We start from the raw sequence: 16,913 nt of genomic DNA on the forward strand, positions 1-16,913 counted from the left end.
AAATGTTAATTTTTTATCTCAAGTAGTTCCTTTATTTTCGGCACGACATCGTCAAGGTTTACAAGTATTCTTTCGCCCGTTTTTCTAATCTTTATTTCAACTTGATCGTTTTTAAGATTCCTCTCGCTTACAATTAATTGCAAGGGCATTCCAAGTAAGTCGGCATCTTTAAACTTAAACCCAGGGCTTACATCCATTCTATCGTCGTAAATAACCTCAATTTTTTCTTCATTTAATTGTTCGTAAAGTTTATCGGCAGTTTGAATTACTTGGGGATTTTCTGTATTGACAGAAATTAGATGGACTTGGAACGGGGCAATTGCTTTATCCCAGATTATGCCGTTTTCATCATGGTTTTGTTCAATATGGCAAGCGATAATTCGTTCAACTCCTATTCCGTAACTTCCCATAATTATCGGTTTCTCTTGACCGTTTTCATCAAGAAAAGTCGCTTTCATTGCTTCTGAATATTTCGTCCCGAGTTTAAATATGTGCCCGATTTCAATTGCGTTTACGATTCTTAAAGGACTACCACAGTTTACACAGGGTTCGCCTTCCTCAACTTTTCTCAAGTCAAAATATCCATCAACTTTTACATCTCTTTCCATATCAATGTTTGCTATGTGATAATCATCCTTATTTGCTCCGCTTATTAGATTATTTGCCCCCTTTAATCTGTTGTCGGCGATAATTTTGAAGTTTTTCAATCCAATTGGGCCAATTGATCCAGCGTTTGCACCTGTTAGGTTTTTAAGTTCTTCTGGTTCAATTGGAGCTATTTCGCCACCGCCAAGTGCTTTTAAGAGTTTTGCTTCAACGAGTTGATCGTTTCCAAGCATTAAAATTAAGACAGGTTGTCCGTTGTGTTTATAGACAAGAGATTTAGCGAGAATATCTGTTGAAACATTTAAAAACTCCGCAAGTTCGTCTATTGTTCTAACATTTGGTGTGTAGATTTCCTCAAGTGGTTTACTTTCAGGAAATCTTTTTGCAGGCGGAACATTTGATTGTGCTATTTCTGTGTTCGCAGCGTAACCGCATCTATCACATAGAACAACGGTATCTTCTCCATATGGTGATTCAACCATAAATTCTTCCGATGCTGAACCACCCATCGCTCCGGTTGATGCACCAACGATGAAAAATTTTAAACCACATCTTGTGTAAATTTTTATATACGCTTGTTTATGGAGCTCATAAGATTTATCAAGTCCTTCCCAAGATGCATCAAGGCTATACGAATCTTTCATTATAAATTGCCTTCCGCGTATGACACCACTTCTTGGTCTGGGTTCGTTTCTAAATTTCGTTTGAATTTGATACCATATTTGAGGTAAGTCCTTGTATGATTTTATGTGATGTTTTGCGATGTGGCAGATAACTTCCTCGTGGGTTGGGGCTAAAACCAAGGCTCTATTTTTAAGTTGGAAGATCACATCTCCAAAATCCCTTAATCGTCCCGTTTCTTCCCATAGCTCTATTGGATTTAGAGCTGGTAGGTGAAATTCTTGGCCTCCGATGGCGTTCATCTCTTCACGAATTATTTGCATGACTTTCTGTGCAACTCTCCATCCGAGCGGAAGAAATGAGTAAATTCCAGCTGAGAGTGGACGAACAAGTCCAGCTCTTATCATAAGCTTATGGCTTGGCATAACTGCATCTGAAGGTTCTTCCTTCAAAGTTGGGACAAATCCATAGGATAATTTCATTCTCCAAGTTTATGCTTTGTTTTGGATTTGTTGAGATTTCTCGTCAAGCTCTAAAATTTTTATTGCGCCGATATCATAAATTTTTTCAAATTTTACTGAATTGTCCAGAAAAAATCAAACGATGAAAAATTATCCAACCTTTGTTTGCAAATACCAAACAAGATACAAAAGCGCGAGCGTGAAAATGATGTAAAGAATATATACGAGGTTAGAGAAAAATTCTTTAAAGAGGTTAAAGATCTCGGCAAACATCTCTTTCATAAGTTCTCCCGTATTTTGTTTATTTTATCTTTTAGTTCAATTGCCTTTTCTCTTGCTCTCTGGGCAAAATCCTTTGAACTTGAGGCATAAATAATCGTACGACCAACATTTATCAGTGCGATTTTATCTTTGTTGATTCCATGTTTAAGTGCCAGCTCAAGATCTCCACCTTGCTCACCGATCCCAGGAATTAGAAATAATTTTTCATCGGATAGCTCACGAACAAGATTTATATCTTCACCTCTCGTTGCTCCAACTACGAATCCGAGGTTTTCAAAGTTTGAATTTATAAATTTTTCAGCAATTTTTTGAAAAAGAAACTTGCCTTCGCATTTTAAATATTGAAAATCAAAAGCCCCTTGATTTGAGCTTAAGACAACAACAAAGGTAAATTTATCTTTAAATTTCACGAACGGTTCTATCGCTTCAACTCCAAAATATGGATTAACAGTGATCGCATCGGCGCCAAGTTCAGTAAATAGGCTTTTGGCATACATCTCACAACTTGATCTTATATCTCCACGCTTTGCGTCAAGAATAAAGGGTATGTCTTTGGGAATTAAATCAATTGTTGATTTCAAGATCTCAAATCCACGAGTTCCAAGTGCTTCGTAGAAAGCGGTGTTAATTTTGTAAGCGCAAACGACATCGTAAGTTGATTCAATTATGCGACGGTTAAATTCAAGAACAGAATCAATTGATTTCGCTAAACCTTCTGGAAGTTTCTCAATGTCGGTGTCAATTCCGATACAAAGAAGGGAATTGTTTTCTGAAGATGTCTTTTTAAGCTTTGCAATGAAGCTCATTTCAGGACGAGACCTTATCCTCAATCTTTTGAAGTTGTCTTAAAATATCTCCATTTAATGATTTAAACTCTTTCGTGAGATTGCTAATATATTTCATAAATCACATTATCAATTCTTTTTTCGTCATCAATTTGTCAGTTTGTTTCGTCAATTTTAATTCTCGCGTCTATTTATTTTTACAATCTGAATGGTTTGTATTTGAAAGCCGAGGCTGAGGACTTGCTCATCCACCGCTAAATTTGGCAATATCCTGCGTTAAAACTCCGATCACTGGCAGTATTACATATCTTCCCCAGCGCCGTAGCCAAATTACTGAACTTTTTTAGTTTTTCGGAAATTTAAAACAATTTTCAAACAATTTCAACTTTATAATTCTTGCGGGGTATTTGGGATTCTCTGCGGGTTTTGATTCAGAGGTCTTGACAATCTTGTTTTTATTTGTTATATTTATGCCGTATTTTTCTTTAAAAATTTAGGAAAAACAAAAAGTTTGCCTAAATTATGTTTCAAATTGATGAGGTTGACCTTAAAATTTTAGATATACTTCAGAAAAATGGGCGAGTTAAGCGTAATGACCTTGCACAAATGGTTGGGCTTTCTGTTCCATCGGTGAGTGAGCGAATGAAAAAGCTTGAAGAAGCAGGTATCATAAAAGGTTATACTACATTGCTTGATTCAAAGAAACTCGGAAAAGATATTACTGCTTTTGTTTTCGTTTATATTGATTCATCAAAAAACTATCCCTTGTTTATTGAACGAGTTATGGAGGTTGACGAGATACTTGAGTGTCATTCAATCACAGGTGAAGGTTCGCATCTTTTGAAAGTTAAAACTGAAAATACATCAACGCTTGAAAAACTTCTTGCGCGAATTCAATCATGGCCAGGGGTTACGGGGACGAAGACCAGCATCGTTTTATCAACGATTAAAGAAACAACAAGAATAAAAATTTTTGAGCAAGATTAAAGTTTCAGAAAATTAAAAAACAAACTTGGGAGTAATTTATGAGGAGTGAAGCGATTCAAAATGTATTTGAAATGATCAAAAAGCATGGGGTTAAAATGGTTGACTTAAAGTTTATGGATTTTCCCGGACAGTGGCAACATTTTAGCGTCCCAGTTCACGAGTTAACAGAGGAATCATTTGAAGAAGGATTTGGCTTTGATGGTTCAAGTATTCGCGGATGGAAAAGCATAAACGAAAGTGATATGCTTGTTATCCCTGATCCAACGACGGCTTTTATTGATCCTTTTATAGAAGTTCCAACGATAAGTTTAATTTGTGATGTTTATGATCCTATCACCAGAGAGAAATATGAGCGTTGTCCGCGATATATTGCGCAAAAGGCGGAAGCATATTTGAAAGCAACTGGAATCGCCGACACAGTTTATTTCGGTCCTGAGGCTGAATTTTTTATCTTTGACGATGTTCGCTTTGATCAAAATGCCCATGAAGGGTATTATTTTATAGATTCAATTGAAGGACAATGGAACTCAGGTCGTGATGAAAAACCAAATCTTGCTTATAAACCAAGATATAAGGAAGGATATTTCCCCGTTCCACCAACCGACTCGCTAAACGATATAAGAAACGAAATGGTGTTAATTATGGAGCAATGTGGTCTTGAGGTTGAAGCTCAACATCATGAGGTTGCAACTGGGGGACAATGTGAAATTGATTTTCGTTTTGCTCCGCTTGTAAAGTGCGCTGATAACCTTTTGATTTTCAAATATATTGTTAAAAATGTTGCACGAAGACATGGCAAGACGGCGACATTTATGCCAAAGCCACTTTTTGGTGATAATGGTTCAGGTATGCACTGTCATCAAAGTTTATGGAAGAATGGACAACCTTTATTTTATGGAAATGGATATGCAAATTTAAGCGAGATCGCACTTTATTATATTGGTGGGATTCTTAAACACGCTCCAGCGTTATGTGCTTTTACGAATCCGACAACGAACTCATACAAACGCCTCGTCCCTGGATTTGAAGCACCTGTGAACCTTGCTTACTCTCAGCGAAATAGAAGCGCAGCGATTCGTATCCCTGTTTATTCATCAAGTCCGAAAGCAAAAAGAATAGAGGTGAGATTTCCTGATGGTTCTTGCAATCCATATCTTGCTTTTTCAGCAATGCTTATGGCTGGGATTGACGGAATAATAAACAAAATTGATCCGGGGGAACCGCTTGATAAAGATATCTACGCTCTCCCGCCCGAGGAATTGAAAAATATTCCTTCAACTCCAGGTTCGCTTGAAGAGGCGTTAAGAGCTCTTGAAAAGGACCACGATTTTCTATTAAGAGGAGATGTCTTTACCGAGGATGTGATAGAGGCATGGATAAAATATAAATGGGAAAAGGAAGTAAATCAAATGCGTATGCGTCCACATCCGTATGAATTTATGTTGTATTTTGATGTGTGAGTTTGATTTTTTATTATTAAGATGAAAAATGTTGCCACTTGAAAAAGTGAAGTGAAAGATAAGACAATGAAATTGGAAAATTTACCTTCGGGGTTGATTTTACTTTCCCTTTTTCTCTTGTTCGTTAGCTGCTCAAAAAATGGTCGTTTAAGATCGGGTGATGATGCCCTCTCTATAGATAAAAAAGATGGCTTAGAAAAAACAAACTTTGATTCATTAAGTAAAAATGGTTTGGGTGTTTACCTTTTCAAAGGTAAAACTAGCAATGAGTTAACAAATGTTGAACCATTGAGATTGCCTTATAATTGGAAAAGAGTGGGACCGTTATATCAAATAACTTTTGATCATTACGAGCCAGTCCCTGGAAAAATCATTGGTATTTGGACGCCGAACACAAACATACCATGGTCGGAGTTATATTCAAAGTATGGTTTTAGAGGTATAAACATTTCGGCTAGACAGTATGAGATGGCAAGGCAAAGCGGATTTGAACCTAAGTACATGAGAATTGCCATATCACCTAACCAAGACAGCCCTGATTATTATGAATATGTAGTTTCTAATTTTTATGCTGGGCAATACTATACCGATGAACCTTTAAACCATAACTGCATCGGAAATTGGTATCATCCAGAATGGAGCAATTATGGCGTATTAATGTCGCAAATAAGAAATTTTATCCATAGTAAATATGCTGATTCATCAAAATTTGTGATAAGTGGATATAAAAAATGCGATCACTTTCTTGAAGCTGTTTTCACATACGATGGAGTGGATAATGTCACCTTTTCTTCTTACAAAAAATGGCTACCCATATTGATAAGTAATGAATGTTGGTATCCAGCCAGTAAAGATCAAAGGGACTCATGGACGGATTGGAAAAATTCTTTTGGTGAAAAATTTTCTAGTGTCTGGATAAGCGCTTTTCCAGATTGGAATAAAGTAAGGAAAAACGATCTTATAAGTGATGATGATATTGGTGAATATAACACTTTGCTTGGACATGCTGCTAATCTCGGGTTGAAAGAAGTTTGGTTGTGGTGCAGTCAAGATGGTTATAATTTAACATACATAACAGAATTCTGTGAAGCGGCTTGGAGGCAAGGTTGGTTAAGAAAGTTCGTAAAGGTAACGGAATATTGGATCTGGTATAGGTGTATAGAAGACATATCAACGCTTTGCGATCCGGACAACCCAGATGTTTGGGTGATTGATCACTACGAATATGGAATGACCTGGATTCAAGAGGTTTTTCCGAATTAGTAAAAATTAACTTATTAGGAAGAATTGAAAATGAAAAAGAATTTTTTCATTTTTCTTACGATTCTTCTCGCACCTTTGCAAACCTTGTATTGTCAAGAACAGAAAAAAACTTCTTATTTAGATGTGGGGTTCAAAGTGAATTTACCGTATGTTTTTATGAATTATGCTATATATGAAGCAGATGTATATGGTAGACCGGATGTGGGACATCGTTGTAAATCCCACCATTTCGGTGTTGATCTTTTCGGCTTGCATTTAACTCTTAATTACAACTTCTCAAGAGATTTAAGTCTTGAAGGCAGAGCTGGGCTTGCTCTTAGAGATGCCCCAATTGAGTTGAACTTTGAGACGGGATTTAATCTAAATTATGGACTTGTGCTCAAAAAGTTTATAGGTGGTAGGAATTTTTACGGAGCCATTTCGTTTGAAAGTGGTGATTATATTCCAAGTGTAAATCCTAATTTTTATTGGGACCGAATACTTCTTCAGCCGAGCAAGAACTTAATAGGTATAGGTTTTGGAGTAAGAATTTGGAGAAACCTATTCTATGAAATTTTGTTCCATCGGACTTTGGGTAATATGACAATTTTTGAAGAGCGTGAAAATCAATTGTATGGAACACCGCCATATGAAAGCAGAAATACGAAATTGCTTTTCTTTGTTCGCACGAGCTTAGGATATTCGTTTGAGGTTTTGAAAAGGCAGTGAAGTTTGGGAAAGATTTTTGAAAATAATTTTTTAGATATTTTTTCGCTTGCTGATGCAGTAAAGAATTTAGTGGCAAAAGCGAGAATAGTTGATGAATGGTATTATTTATAGATTGAAGCAGGCTAAAAGGGGTCAAGAGCGGGATTCGTAGTTTTTGTTGGTGAAATTAAGATTGAAATATGGTTTTCGGGGAAATTTTAGGGGGTGGCTCAAAATTTGCATAAAATTATTGTGTGATGTCCCTTCTTTTGTTATCTTAATTTTTAGGAAACGAAAAGAAAAGCGATTTAAAGCTATGAAGAGGTTAATCATAATTTTTTTGACCCTGTTTTCAATTAGTGGTGTTTTTGGAAACGATCTTAAAAGATACTTCAAACTTGCTGGGGAAGAGTTTGATGTTCCAGCTGAACTTCTTGAGGCGATTGCATTTGTTAATACGAGGTGGACACATATTGAACCTGAAAAGTTCGCTCCATCTTGCGATGGAAGACCTCCTGTTTATGGCATAATGGGCTTGAGAAATGATGATTGGTTTGGATATAGTTTAACCGAAGGCGCAAAGTTGATAAATGTCCCTATTGATCTCGTTAAAAAGGATGTGTATCAAAACATAAGAGCGGGTGCTGCTTTACTTTCAAAGTTTTCAAAAGATAAAGGATTGAGGAAAGGAATTTCAAAGCTTGAGGATTATAAAGATATCGTCGCAAAGTTTAGTGGGATTCCGCAGCCTGAGATAGCGCAGATTTTTGCTTATGATGTATACAAAGTTTTGTCAACTGGGTTTGAAGGTTTTGGCATCACGATTGAAAAGAGGGAAATTGATATGTCAATTTTTCCACAGGATTTGTTTGAGAAGGCGGGATTAAAGATTGTGAAACCTGATGAAATAAGTTCAGAAGATTATCCTCCAGCGGTTTGGGATCCGAGCCCAAATTATACTGCAAATAGACCTTACACGACAAGAATTGTGATTCATGTTACTCAAGGAAGCTTTGCGGGCGCTGTATCGTGGTTGAAAAATCCAGCTTCAAGTGCGAGTGCACATTATGTAATTCGTAGCTCTGATGGATATATAGTTCAACTTGTTAGGGAAAGAGATATGGCTTGGCATGCAAGGTGTTGGAATCGTTTCACACTTGGGATTGAGCACGAAGGTTGGATTGAAAATCCAAGCGTGTGGTTTACTCCAGTAATGTATCTTGAATCTGCGAAGCTTGTTAGAAATATGGTCAATAGGTGGGCGATCCCAGTAGATAGCAATCATATAATTGGTCATAATTTCTGGCAACAACCGCAATGGCCGATCGTTCGTCAACAGTGGGATTTTGCTACTTATGATCCTGTGTCAACTTATCCAACATCTTGCAATAATCACACGGATCCAGGTCCAGGTTGGAATTGGAGCTACTATTTTAGTTTAATACGAGGTGATCAAACACCACCTAAGGTTGTTTCTGTTTCACCTTCTTATGGGACGCGCAATTTCAAGGCGTATAAATCTGTGTTTGTTAATTTTTCGGTTCCAATGGACAAAGCCTCTGTAGAAGCAAATATCATTATAAATCCGAGAGATACTGTGACATTCGCATGGAGTTCGGATCAAAAGACACTTGAAATAAAACCTAATAAATTTTGGGAGTTCTCAACGACATACATAATAAAAATTGATACCGGGGCAAAAAGTATTTTCGGGCTTAAAATTGACGCAGATGGCGATGGTGTGCCGGGAGATCCTTATTACATAGAGTTTACAACAACTGCTCCTGATGTGCAAGCACCAGTCGTTGAGAAAGGTTATCCAACCGGAGGAGATAATGTTAGCATTTATGCGGAGATGAAATTTATTTTCAATGAACCGCTTGAAAGCGCAAGCTTGTCAGGTAGAGTAAGGTTGGTAGATGAGAACGAGCAAGTTATTTCAATTACATCTGGAAGACATGTAGTCAAAGACGATAAGAGCATTGTAACTTTCAGACCAGCGAGTTTGCTTTCAAGGGATAAGATCTATAGAGTTAAATTCTTGGCTGGTTTAAGAGATTTGTTTGGAAACGCCACAACATCTGATTATGTCTTTACATTTAGAACAGAGCAAGGTACCTTTCAGCGCGGGAGCGTTATTGATTCGTTTGAAGTAATTGGTCCTTGGTGGAAACCAAGTCAAAGTGGAAGCACAGTAGGAGTTGATACGAGCGCAACAAATTTTGTTATTACGACAGAAAAGAAGATAAGTGGCTCAAATTCGGGAAAATTAACATATAAATTTACAGGTGAAAGTGGAGGTGTTGTTAGGGTCTTTAACTCGTCAAAACCAGGAATAACTGATGCAGGTGGAGAAATTGGAATGTGGATATATGGTGACCTGAGCGAAAATCAACTTGAGTTTTGGTTCTATAATCCCAATAATTACATTGTTAACCTTGGACCGATAAACTGGTATGGTTGGCGATTCGTCTCGTATCCTATTTCTTTGATTCCAGGCACGAGCAAACAATTTCATAGTGTAGTTATAAGACAAGTTCAAGGTGCTGATAAAGAGGGAGAAATCTTTATTGATGATTTACAAGTTGGTGGTAGAATTACTTTCGCTGGGTTTGATGAAGTCCCGCTTAAGTTCTCACTTGAGCAGAATTATCCCAATCCGTTTAACTCAGGAACTTTGATAAAATTTAGTTTGCCAGAGCGAGTTCAAGTTAAACTTCATGTGTATGATATTCTTGGGAGGTTTGTTGCTTCTGTTGCGGAAGGGGAGTTTGATGCTGGCGTGCACACTGTAAAGTTTGAGGCGAATGATTTGCCCTCGGGTATTTATCTTTACAAAATTCAGGCCGGTAAATTTATGGCTATAAGGAAGATGGTTTTAGTTAAATAAAATTTTTCGGCTCTAAAAATTCTACATAATAGATTTTTAAAACCGTCAGCAAGGCGGTTCGGGGGTAATTTGTTTTATTTTATGCAGTTTCATAAATTCTTTTAGTTATTATTAAATTTGAAAAAATTTCCTTGCGAGGATGAAGAATATAGCAATCCTTGGGTCAACTGGCTCCATAGGAAAAAATGCCATTGAAGTCGTTCAAAGGTTTCCAGATAGATTTAGAGTCACATATCTTGCCGTTAATAGAAATATAGATCTTCTTTTTGAGCAGGTGAAATCTTTAAAGCCGAAAGGGATAGTAATTTTTGATAAGCAAAAGGCTGAGGAATTTTCAAATTTTGTCAATGGTGAAATTGAAGTTCTCTCTGGCGAAGAAGGATTGCTTGAGATTGTAAGTAGGGATGATGTTGATATTGTTCTAAATTCGCTTGTTGGATTTTCTGGATTGAAACCAACTATAAAAGCAATTGAAAGTAAGAAAAGGATCGCTCTTGCGAACAAAGAAACGCTTGTCGTCGCTGGCGAGATAATCACGAAATTGATAAAGGAAAATAATGTTGAACTTATCCCCGTTGATAGTGAGCATAATGCTATTTTCCAATGTCTTGTTGGAGAAGATGTTTCGGATATTAATAAAATAATTTTGACTGCTTCCGGAGGACCATTTCTTTATAAGGATAAATTTGAACTTGAAAATGTAACAGTTGAAGAAGCACTTAAACATCCAAATTGGAAAATGGGAAATAAAATAACTATTGACTCCGCAACTTTGATGAATAAGGGGCTTGAGGTGATTGAAGCGCATTGGCTTTTTGGTTTGCCAGTTGACAGGATAAAAGTTGTGATTCATCCGCAATCAATAATTCATTCAATGGTTGAATTTGTTGATGGCTCTATAAAAGCGCAGCTTGGAGTGCCAGATATGAAAATCCCAATTCAATATGCTTTAACTTATCCAGAAAGAACTTATGCGGATTATGAAAGAGTTGATTTTGTAAAACTTGGACACATGACATTTCTTGAACCTGACTTTGATAAATTTGAATGTTTGAAGATTGCTTATGAAGTTGCGCGCCTTGGTGGAACTTATCCGACGGTTTTAAATGCTGCAAATGAAATAGCAGTTGAAGCTTTTCTTAACAAAAAAATAAAGTTCACAAAGATACCTGAGATAATAAAAAAAGCAATTGACGCGCATAAGCCAAAGTTTAACCCGGAACTTGAAGACATTTTCCAGGTGGATTTTGAAACAAGGAAATTTGTAAAAAATTTGGAGGTGCTAAATTAATATGGAGGTCATAAAAACTATATTCTATTTTGCCATAACAATAGGAGTGCTTGTCCTTGTTCATGAATTTGGTCATTTCATAGCTGCGAAGCTTTCAAAAATGCGAGTGGAGGTTTTCTCAATCGGATTTGGAGCAAGATTAATCGGGAAGAAAATTGGTGAGACAGATTATAGAATTTCCGCTTTTCCTCTTGGTGGCTATGTGAAAATATCAGGAATGGTAGATGAAAGCTTGGATACTGGATTTGTAGGTTCAAAACCTGAACCGTATGAATTTAGAAGTAAACCTTTTTATCAAAAATTCTTTGTGATTACCGCTGGCGTTATAATGAACATGCTTCTTGCGATTTTTCTTTTCTGGCTTATTTTTATGGTTGAAGGGAAGAAATTTAGAGATGTAAATGAGGTTGGTTATGTCATTCCAAATTCACCTGCTTTTGAATTTGGGTTTAAAGAGGGAGATAAAATTCTAAAGTTGAATGGAAAAGAAATAAACTATTGGGATGATATAATAAGGATTGCTTTTGTTGATGATTTAACGAAAGATCTATCATTTGAGGTTCAACGCAATGGTGAGAAAATAGTTATATCTATTCCGCGAGAAAAAATTCCTGAGTTTTCGTCGGAGGAAGTTCTCGGGATTTTACCAAAGTATGTTGAAACAGCAGTGATGGCAGTTGAGGCAGGTCGCCCAGCTGAGAAGGTTGGAATTCAACCTAAGGATGTGATAATTTCAGCAAACGGTGAGAAAATCTATAGCCCAGCTCAACTTACATCAATAATAAGAGCAAGCGCTGGAAAGGAATTAACATTGGTGATAAAGCGAGATAACAAAACCTTTGAGCAAAAAATTACGCCTGACCCGGATGGCAGAATCGGAATACAGATCGGTGCTTTTTACAACGGTCCAGTGAAGAAGGAAAGTTACAACCCGCTTGAAGCTTTATTGATCGGTTTAAGAGAAACATATAGAATTTCAGCTTTAACCATAAATGGCATAAAGCAGCTCATAACTGGTGAGATTCCTGTTCAAAAGGGAATTGCCGGACCGATAAGAATCGCAAAGTTTGCAACTCAAAGTGCTGATATAGGTTTTACTGCCTTCCTCGGATTTATGGCGATTTTAAGCATAAGCTTGGCATTCCTAAATATATTTCCATTTCCAGGTCTTGACGGAGGGCATCTTATGATTTTATTGATTGAAGGGGTCATAAGGCGTGAACTTTCTTATAAGGTTAAAATAGCAATTCAACAAGTGGGTATCGCTATTTTGATAATTTTGATGATATTTGTGCTTTACAATGATATTGTGCATTTTTAACCTGTGACTTTGCTCACTGAATAGAAAAAATGTGCGTATTTAAATTTAGAGTGAACAGAAAATAAATTTTGAGGTTTTATCATGATGAATAAACTTTTTCTTTTTATCTTTGCTCTCACAACTTTTGCATTTGGGCAGGTTAGAATACAAGTTTCGGCTCCTGCTTCACTTGATCAAGTTAACATTGCTGACCTTGATATTAGCCGATTAAGTGATCTACCACTTTTATTTACTGTGACAATTACAAATTCTGGCGCGCCTACAAATTTGAAACTACGCTTTCAAGTTTTTGCGAAAGTCGGCAATGAACCAGAAGATATTTTAGTTGACGCATGGAGTTTGCCGTTTACCGTTGATAGAGGGGTGTTAAGTTTTACGAATCAAGATCTTGCATCAGGGCGAACCAATATAAGAAGTGATCGCGGGAGAACTCAAATTTACGAGGATAAAATAAGAAGGATAAAAGATCTTGCTCAATCAACTGGGAGATTGCCAGCAGGAAAGTATAGATTCTTAATTCAAATTTTGAATGAATCTGAATTAGCAATTTTGGATTCATGGGAAAAAATTTATGAAGTGATGAATCCATCAAGAATTGATCTTGTTTCTCCTGGAGCTCAGTCCGAAGTTAGAACACAATTTCCAATTTTCAAATGGTTCGCACCATATTTGAGAGAGTTTGAAATTTTAGTTTATGAAAAACTGCCAAATCAAACGACGCCCGAAGAGGTTGTTTCCGGAGATAGAAATTTGAGATGGAGATATACAACAACGGAAACGCAAGTCCAATATCCACGAGAAGCTCTTCCGCTTGAGGATGGTAAGACATATTTCTGGTATGTAAAATCATATGTTCAGGGAAGTCGCGGTAGGGAAGAGGTTAGAAGTGAAATATGGAGTTTTGATGTAAGATTTGGCACAACAACACCGACGAGAATAACATTTAATCTCACCTCTGAACAACAGCGAACGCTTGAGAATCTTATCAGGATTTTAAATCAAAGTGGGGATTCTGAAATTGCATCTTTGCTAAGCAGAATCGTTTCGGACCTCGTAGTTTTGATTGATGGTAGACCAGCTACACCATCGGAAGTTGAAGAGATTATCAGATTTTTAAGGGACAGAAGCAGATATGAAATAATAATTGAAGAACAATAACGAAAAACAAAGGTTGAATGGAAAAATGGGGAAAGATATTTTAAAAATCGGTTTAATTTTGGGTTTTGCTGCTTTATTTTTTGGCTTTGTAAATTATGTTCCGACTATAGCGGTCGTTCAGCTTGTTAAGAATAAAGCATATCACAAACCACCTCAAATACAGGACTGGAAGGTTGCGCAAAAAGGAACCAGTCTTATATCTGGAGCGATGGTTAAAACAGAACAGAAATCTTTCCTTCTTGTTAAGTTTCTTGATGGAAGTTTTTTAAGGGTTGGGGAAAATACGGTGCTTGAAATTATAGCTGAGAATCCAAAGGGAAACTATTCACGAAAGGTCAACATTGAAAACGGTGGGGTTGATTTCAAGGTAACAAAAATTAAGGGTAAATTTGAATTCACAACTCCTCTGTCGGTTGCGACAATAAGAGGTACTGAAGGTGTTCTTTTCTCAAGCTTTGAAGCTGATACTTTGATGGTAAGAGAGGGAGCAGTTTATTTGTTTAATAGATTTTCAAATTTAAGTGAAACTGTTGAAGAGGGAGAAATTGGGATATCAACAAGAGCGGGGGAAATTGTAGTGAGAGAGATGACCGAAGGCGAAAGAGAAAGGTCTGAAGAAATAAGAAGATCTGTTGAAAAAAGAGAAATTGAGATAAGAGGTAAAACGGGGGAAGGAAGAGAGATCAGGATTAAAATAAAAGAAAAATAATCCCATGTCAAAAATTCTCGCTTTTTTTTGTTTATCTTTCCTTTTCACATTTATTTCCCCCGCTCAAACTAAATATATCTTGAGCGTTGTCCCAACTCAAAGAGGTGTTAGTGGTGAGGAACTAAAGCTAAGAATTGAATTTACAAATGTGGCACAGATAATGGAAGCAAAATTGTTCTACAGAGCATCTGGAGAAAGTAGATTTAATCAAATTGAAATACCATTGTCTCGGGAAAATATTATTGTCGTGACAATCCCAGGTAAAAATGTTAAATCTCCATCACTTGAGCTTTTCCTTGAGATTATGGACAAAAATCGGGAAGTTAGTTATTTCCCAGGTAGAAGCCCAGAAGAGTTTATGCAGATACCGATCTCAGCACCTGAAGAATCTGAAGCAATTATTATCTTGAGTCCAGATAAAGGAACAAGCGTCCGTTTAGAAGAACTAATCATCTCTGCTTCACTTATAGGGGTTGAGAATTTTGATCCTGAAAAAACTCAGATCTTGTTTAACAATGTTGATGTGACAAACTTATCGGTAATTTCCCCGGAGCTTGTCACTTTCATACCTGATAATGTTAATTTTCAGGTGAAACCAGGCGTTCAAAGAGCTACTATAATTTTAAGAGATAGAGCGAATAAGGTTGTCGCGCGGACATCTTGGGAATTTACGGTCATCTCACCAGTTGAAGTTGAGCGGAGGGAACGAGCAATTAATTACGGAGCGAATTTAGAAATTGAAGTAAGACAAGAGTCGGTTAAAAATCGTGGATATTTTTATATAAGGGGAAGGGGAAATTTTAACAGCAGTTATAGGTTTTTAAGTCTTAATACAAATTTATATCTCACAACTGAAGAACGAAGCAACATCCAACCACAGCATAGATTTTGGGTTGAGGGCAATTTATCTGATTGGGTTAGATTAGGCTTTGGGGATGTTTATCCAAATTTCTCAACGCTCGTGTTAAGTGGGTATAGGGTTAGGGGGTTTTATGGTAAACTTGATTTAAGATACTTCCAAATTGAGGTCGTAAGCGGTGAGGTGATGAGAAAAGTTGAAGGTTCGTTGTTGAGAGAAATACCGATTGACAGTTTAAGAGGAACATTACCACAAAATAGCATTTATGATAGCACAACTAGGAAGGTTCGTATTTATAATTATGGCACATATAGTAGGAATCTTTTCGCTATAAAGCCAGCTTTAAAATTTGGGCGGAATTTTGAACTTGGTTTTTCATATCTTGTTTCTGAAGATGATAAAACATCAATAAAGTTTGGAGGAAATCCACAACGAAATATCGTGCTCGGCTCAAACCTATTGCTTTCGCTTGATAATCAAAGAGCAGAAATAAGAGCACAAGGTGCTTTGAGCATAAGAAATGAGAATTTGAAGGCGAAAAGTTGGACTAATCAAGATATTGATTCACTTTTCAAAGATACGCCCGACTTAAGGGACAATCTTAAAAAATATCGCCCATTGATTGAAAAATTTGTTCCCATAAATCAGTATGTGGTTCCCATAAATCCACTTGGGCTTTCTTCCCTTGCTTATGAACTCGGCTTGAATTTAAATTATTTCGGAAACCTTTTTAAGTTTGATTACATCTTTCACGGAAATGAGTATTTATCTTTTGGTCAACCATATTTAAGGCAAGATATACAAGGGTTTAGAATTTTTGATAGATTGAGATTGTTAAAGAATCAGGTGTTTCTGACATTGAGATTTGAAAATTTAAGAGACAATACAAGAAACCAGCGCGATTATACTACAAAATTTGTCACATGGGAAGTTTCCGCAATGTATTCCCCGCTTATGAATTTTCCGAATTTGGCTTTAACATATTCACAATCAACGAGCGATAATGGTTTGCCTTTTAATGATACGCTTAGAGCGATGAATGTCAAAATAAACAAGCTGAGTTTTGATGTAAGTTATAACTTTGAATATATCTTCAGAAACAGAGTTAATTTCGCTTTTTCTGTATCTGGTTCTGATGATAAAACGATCTTGAACTCGGATTTTAGTAATGTAAATTTTGTTCTTTCGCTGTATTCGGACATTCGTGAAAACCTGCGAGGTAATTTCATTTTTAGTTTCAATAATTCAAAGTTCAAGAAAGCAGTTTTTGGTTCAGGGAATAGATTTATCGGAAATCGTGATGAGAGATTCAATTATGTTTCGTTTGGCGGTGGAGCTGATTATAGAATCGGAAAGGCGCGTGTTTGGGGTAACCTTGCACCAAGTTTTGGGGATCTGAAGCGACTTTACATTTATTTTGGTGGATCTTATGAATTTGCTCAAAATCAGAGTTTAAATTTAAACTGCAACCTGTTGTTTTATAACTATCTTGATGTGGTTGCGTATTTAACTTACAAAATATCTTTTTGAGAA

Annotated in this window: 13 protein-coding genes; 10 read left to right on the forward strand and 3 right to left on the reverse strand. The window is 36.6% G+C overall.

The window, feature by feature from the left end; all coding sequences use genetic code 11:
* Positions 1-5 precede the first annotated feature (5 nt).
* From NZ923_01775 to pyrF, 3 genes are all read right to left on the reverse strand, one after another.
* A complete protein-coding gene (locus NZ923_01775; GenBank protein ID MCS7228747.1) occupies positions 6-1,709 on the reverse strand; it encodes a proline--tRNA ligase in 1,704 nt (567 codons plus the stop codon).
* Positions 1,710-1,838: 129 nt separating this feature from the next.
* Positions 1,839-1,970: a hypothetical protein gene (locus tag NZ923_01780; protein MCS7228748.1), complete on the reverse strand. Its 132-nt coding sequence runs from the start codon at positions 1,968-1,970 to the stop codon at positions 1,839-1,841.
* A complete protein-coding gene (gene pyrF, locus NZ923_01785; GenBank protein ID MCS7228749.1) occupies positions 1,967-2,800 on the reverse strand; it encodes an orotidine-5'-phosphate decarboxylase in 834 nt (277 codons plus the stop codon). The genes NZ923_01780 and pyrF overlap by 4 nt, the downstream gene beginning before the upstream one ends.
* A 477-nt stretch (positions 2,801-3,277) precedes the next feature.
* Between pyrF and NZ923_01790 the strand changes: the two genes are divergently transcribed.
* The 10 genes from NZ923_01790 to NZ923_01835 all read left to right on the forward strand — a co-directional run bounded on the left by NZ923_01790 (position 3,278) and on the right by NZ923_01835 (position 16,910).
* Entirely contained in the window at positions 3,278-3,742 is a 465-nt protein-coding gene (locus tag NZ923_01790) for an Lrp/AsnC family transcriptional regulator (protein MCS7228750.1), read from the forward strand.
* 38 nt (positions 3,743-3,780) lie between these two features.
* Positions 3,781-5,202 (forward strand): type I glutamate--ammonia ligase, encoded by a 1,422-nt coding sequence (gene glnA, locus NZ923_01795; protein MCS7228751.1) that lies wholly within the window; start codon positions 3,781-3,783, stop codon positions 5,200-5,202.
* A 51-nt stretch (positions 5,203-5,253) separates the two neighbouring features.
* Entirely contained in the window at positions 5,254-6,465 is a 1,212-nt protein-coding gene (locus NZ923_01800; GenBank protein MCS7228752.1) for a hypothetical protein, read from the forward strand.
* A 123-nt stretch (positions 6,466-6,588) separates the two neighbouring features.
* On the forward strand, positions 6,589-7,173 hold the full coding sequence (locus tag NZ923_01805) for a hypothetical protein (GenBank protein MCS7228753.1): 585 nt from the start codon (positions 6,589-6,591) through the stop codon (positions 7,171-7,173).
* Positions 7,174-7,468: 295 nt separating this feature from the next.
* A complete protein-coding gene (locus tag NZ923_01810) occupies positions 7,469-10,042 on the forward strand; it encodes an Ig-like domain-containing protein (protein MCS7228754.1) in 2,574 nt (857 codons plus the stop codon).
* A gap of 139 nt (positions 10,043-10,181) precedes the next feature.
* Complete coding sequence (locus tag NZ923_01815) at positions 10,182-11,333, forward strand: 1-deoxy-D-xylulose-5-phosphate reductoisomerase (GenBank protein ID MCS7228755.1); 1,152 nt, start codon at positions 10,182-10,184, stop codon at positions 11,331-11,333.
* A gap of 1 nt (position 11,334) precedes the next feature.
* On the forward strand, positions 11,335-12,654 hold the full coding sequence (gene rseP, locus NZ923_01820) for an RIP metalloprotease RseP (GenBank protein MCS7228756.1): 1,320 nt from the start codon (positions 11,335-11,337) through the stop codon (positions 12,652-12,654).
* Between the two features lie 81 nt (positions 12,655-12,735).
* Positions 12,736-13,812 carry a hypothetical protein gene (locus NZ923_01825; GenBank protein ID MCS7228757.1) on the forward strand — a complete coding sequence of 359 codons (1,077 nt, stop codon included), beginning with the start codon at positions 12,736-12,738 and terminating at the stop codon, positions 13,810-13,812.
* A gap of 25 nt (positions 13,813-13,837) precedes the next feature.
* The gene (locus tag NZ923_01830) at positions 13,838-14,521 is read left to right on the forward strand and encodes a FecR family protein (GenBank protein ID MCS7228758.1); all 684 of its coding nucleotides are present in this window, start codon (positions 13,838-13,840) and stop codon (positions 14,519-14,521) included.
* A gap of 4 nt (positions 14,522-14,525) precedes the next feature.
* Positions 14,526-16,910 carry a hypothetical protein gene (locus NZ923_01835; protein ID MCS7228759.1) on the forward strand — a complete coding sequence of 795 codons (2,385 nt, stop codon included), beginning with the start codon at positions 14,526-14,528 and terminating at the stop codon, positions 16,908-16,910.
* The last annotated feature ends 3 nt before the right edge of the window (positions 16,911-16,913 follow it).

The sequence above is a fragment of the Candidatus Kryptonium sp. genome (assembly GCA_025060635.1).
GTDB lineage: Bacteria > Bacteroidota > Ignavibacteria > Kryptoniales > Kryptoniaceae > Kryptonium.

Bases quoted from the DNA above. Each gene is read 5' to 3' on its own strand.
- NZ923_01790 (MCS7228750.1), top strand. From the start codon at position 3,278: ATGTTTCAAATTGATGAGGTTGACCTTAAAATTTTAGATATACTTCAG.
- NZ923_01780 (MCS7228748.1), bottom strand. From the start codon at position 1,970: ATGAAAGAGATGTTTGCCGAGATCTTTAACCTCTTTAAAGAATTTTTC.
- rseP (MCS7228756.1), top strand. From the start codon at position 11,335: ATGGAGGTCATAAAAACTATATTCTATTTTGCCATAACAATAGGAGTG.
- NZ923_01775 (MCS7228747.1), bottom strand. From the start codon at position 1,709: ATGAAATTATCCTATGGATTTGTCCCAACTTTGAAGGAAGAACCTTCA.
- NZ923_01830 (MCS7228758.1), top strand. From the start codon at position 13,838: ATGGGGAAAGATATTTTAAAAATCGGTTTAATTTTGGGTTTTGCTGCT.
- NZ923_01825 (MCS7228757.1), top strand. From the start codon at position 12,736: ATGATGAATAAACTTTTTCTTTTTATCTTTGCTCTCACAACTTTTGCA.
- NZ923_01815 (MCS7228755.1), top strand. From the start codon at position 10,182: ATGAAGAATATAGCAATCCTTGGGTCAACTGGCTCCATAGGAAAAAAT.
- NZ923_01835 (MCS7228759.1), top strand. From the start codon at position 14,526: ATGTCAAAAATTCTCGCTTTTTTTTGTTTATCTTTCCTTTTCACATTT.
- glnA (MCS7228751.1), top strand. From the start codon at position 3,781: ATGAGGAGTGAAGCGATTCAAAATGTATTTGAAATGATCAAAAAGCAT.
- NZ923_01810 (MCS7228754.1), top strand. From the start codon at position 7,469: ATGAAGAGGTTAATCATAATTTTTTTGACCCTGTTTTCAATTAGTGGT.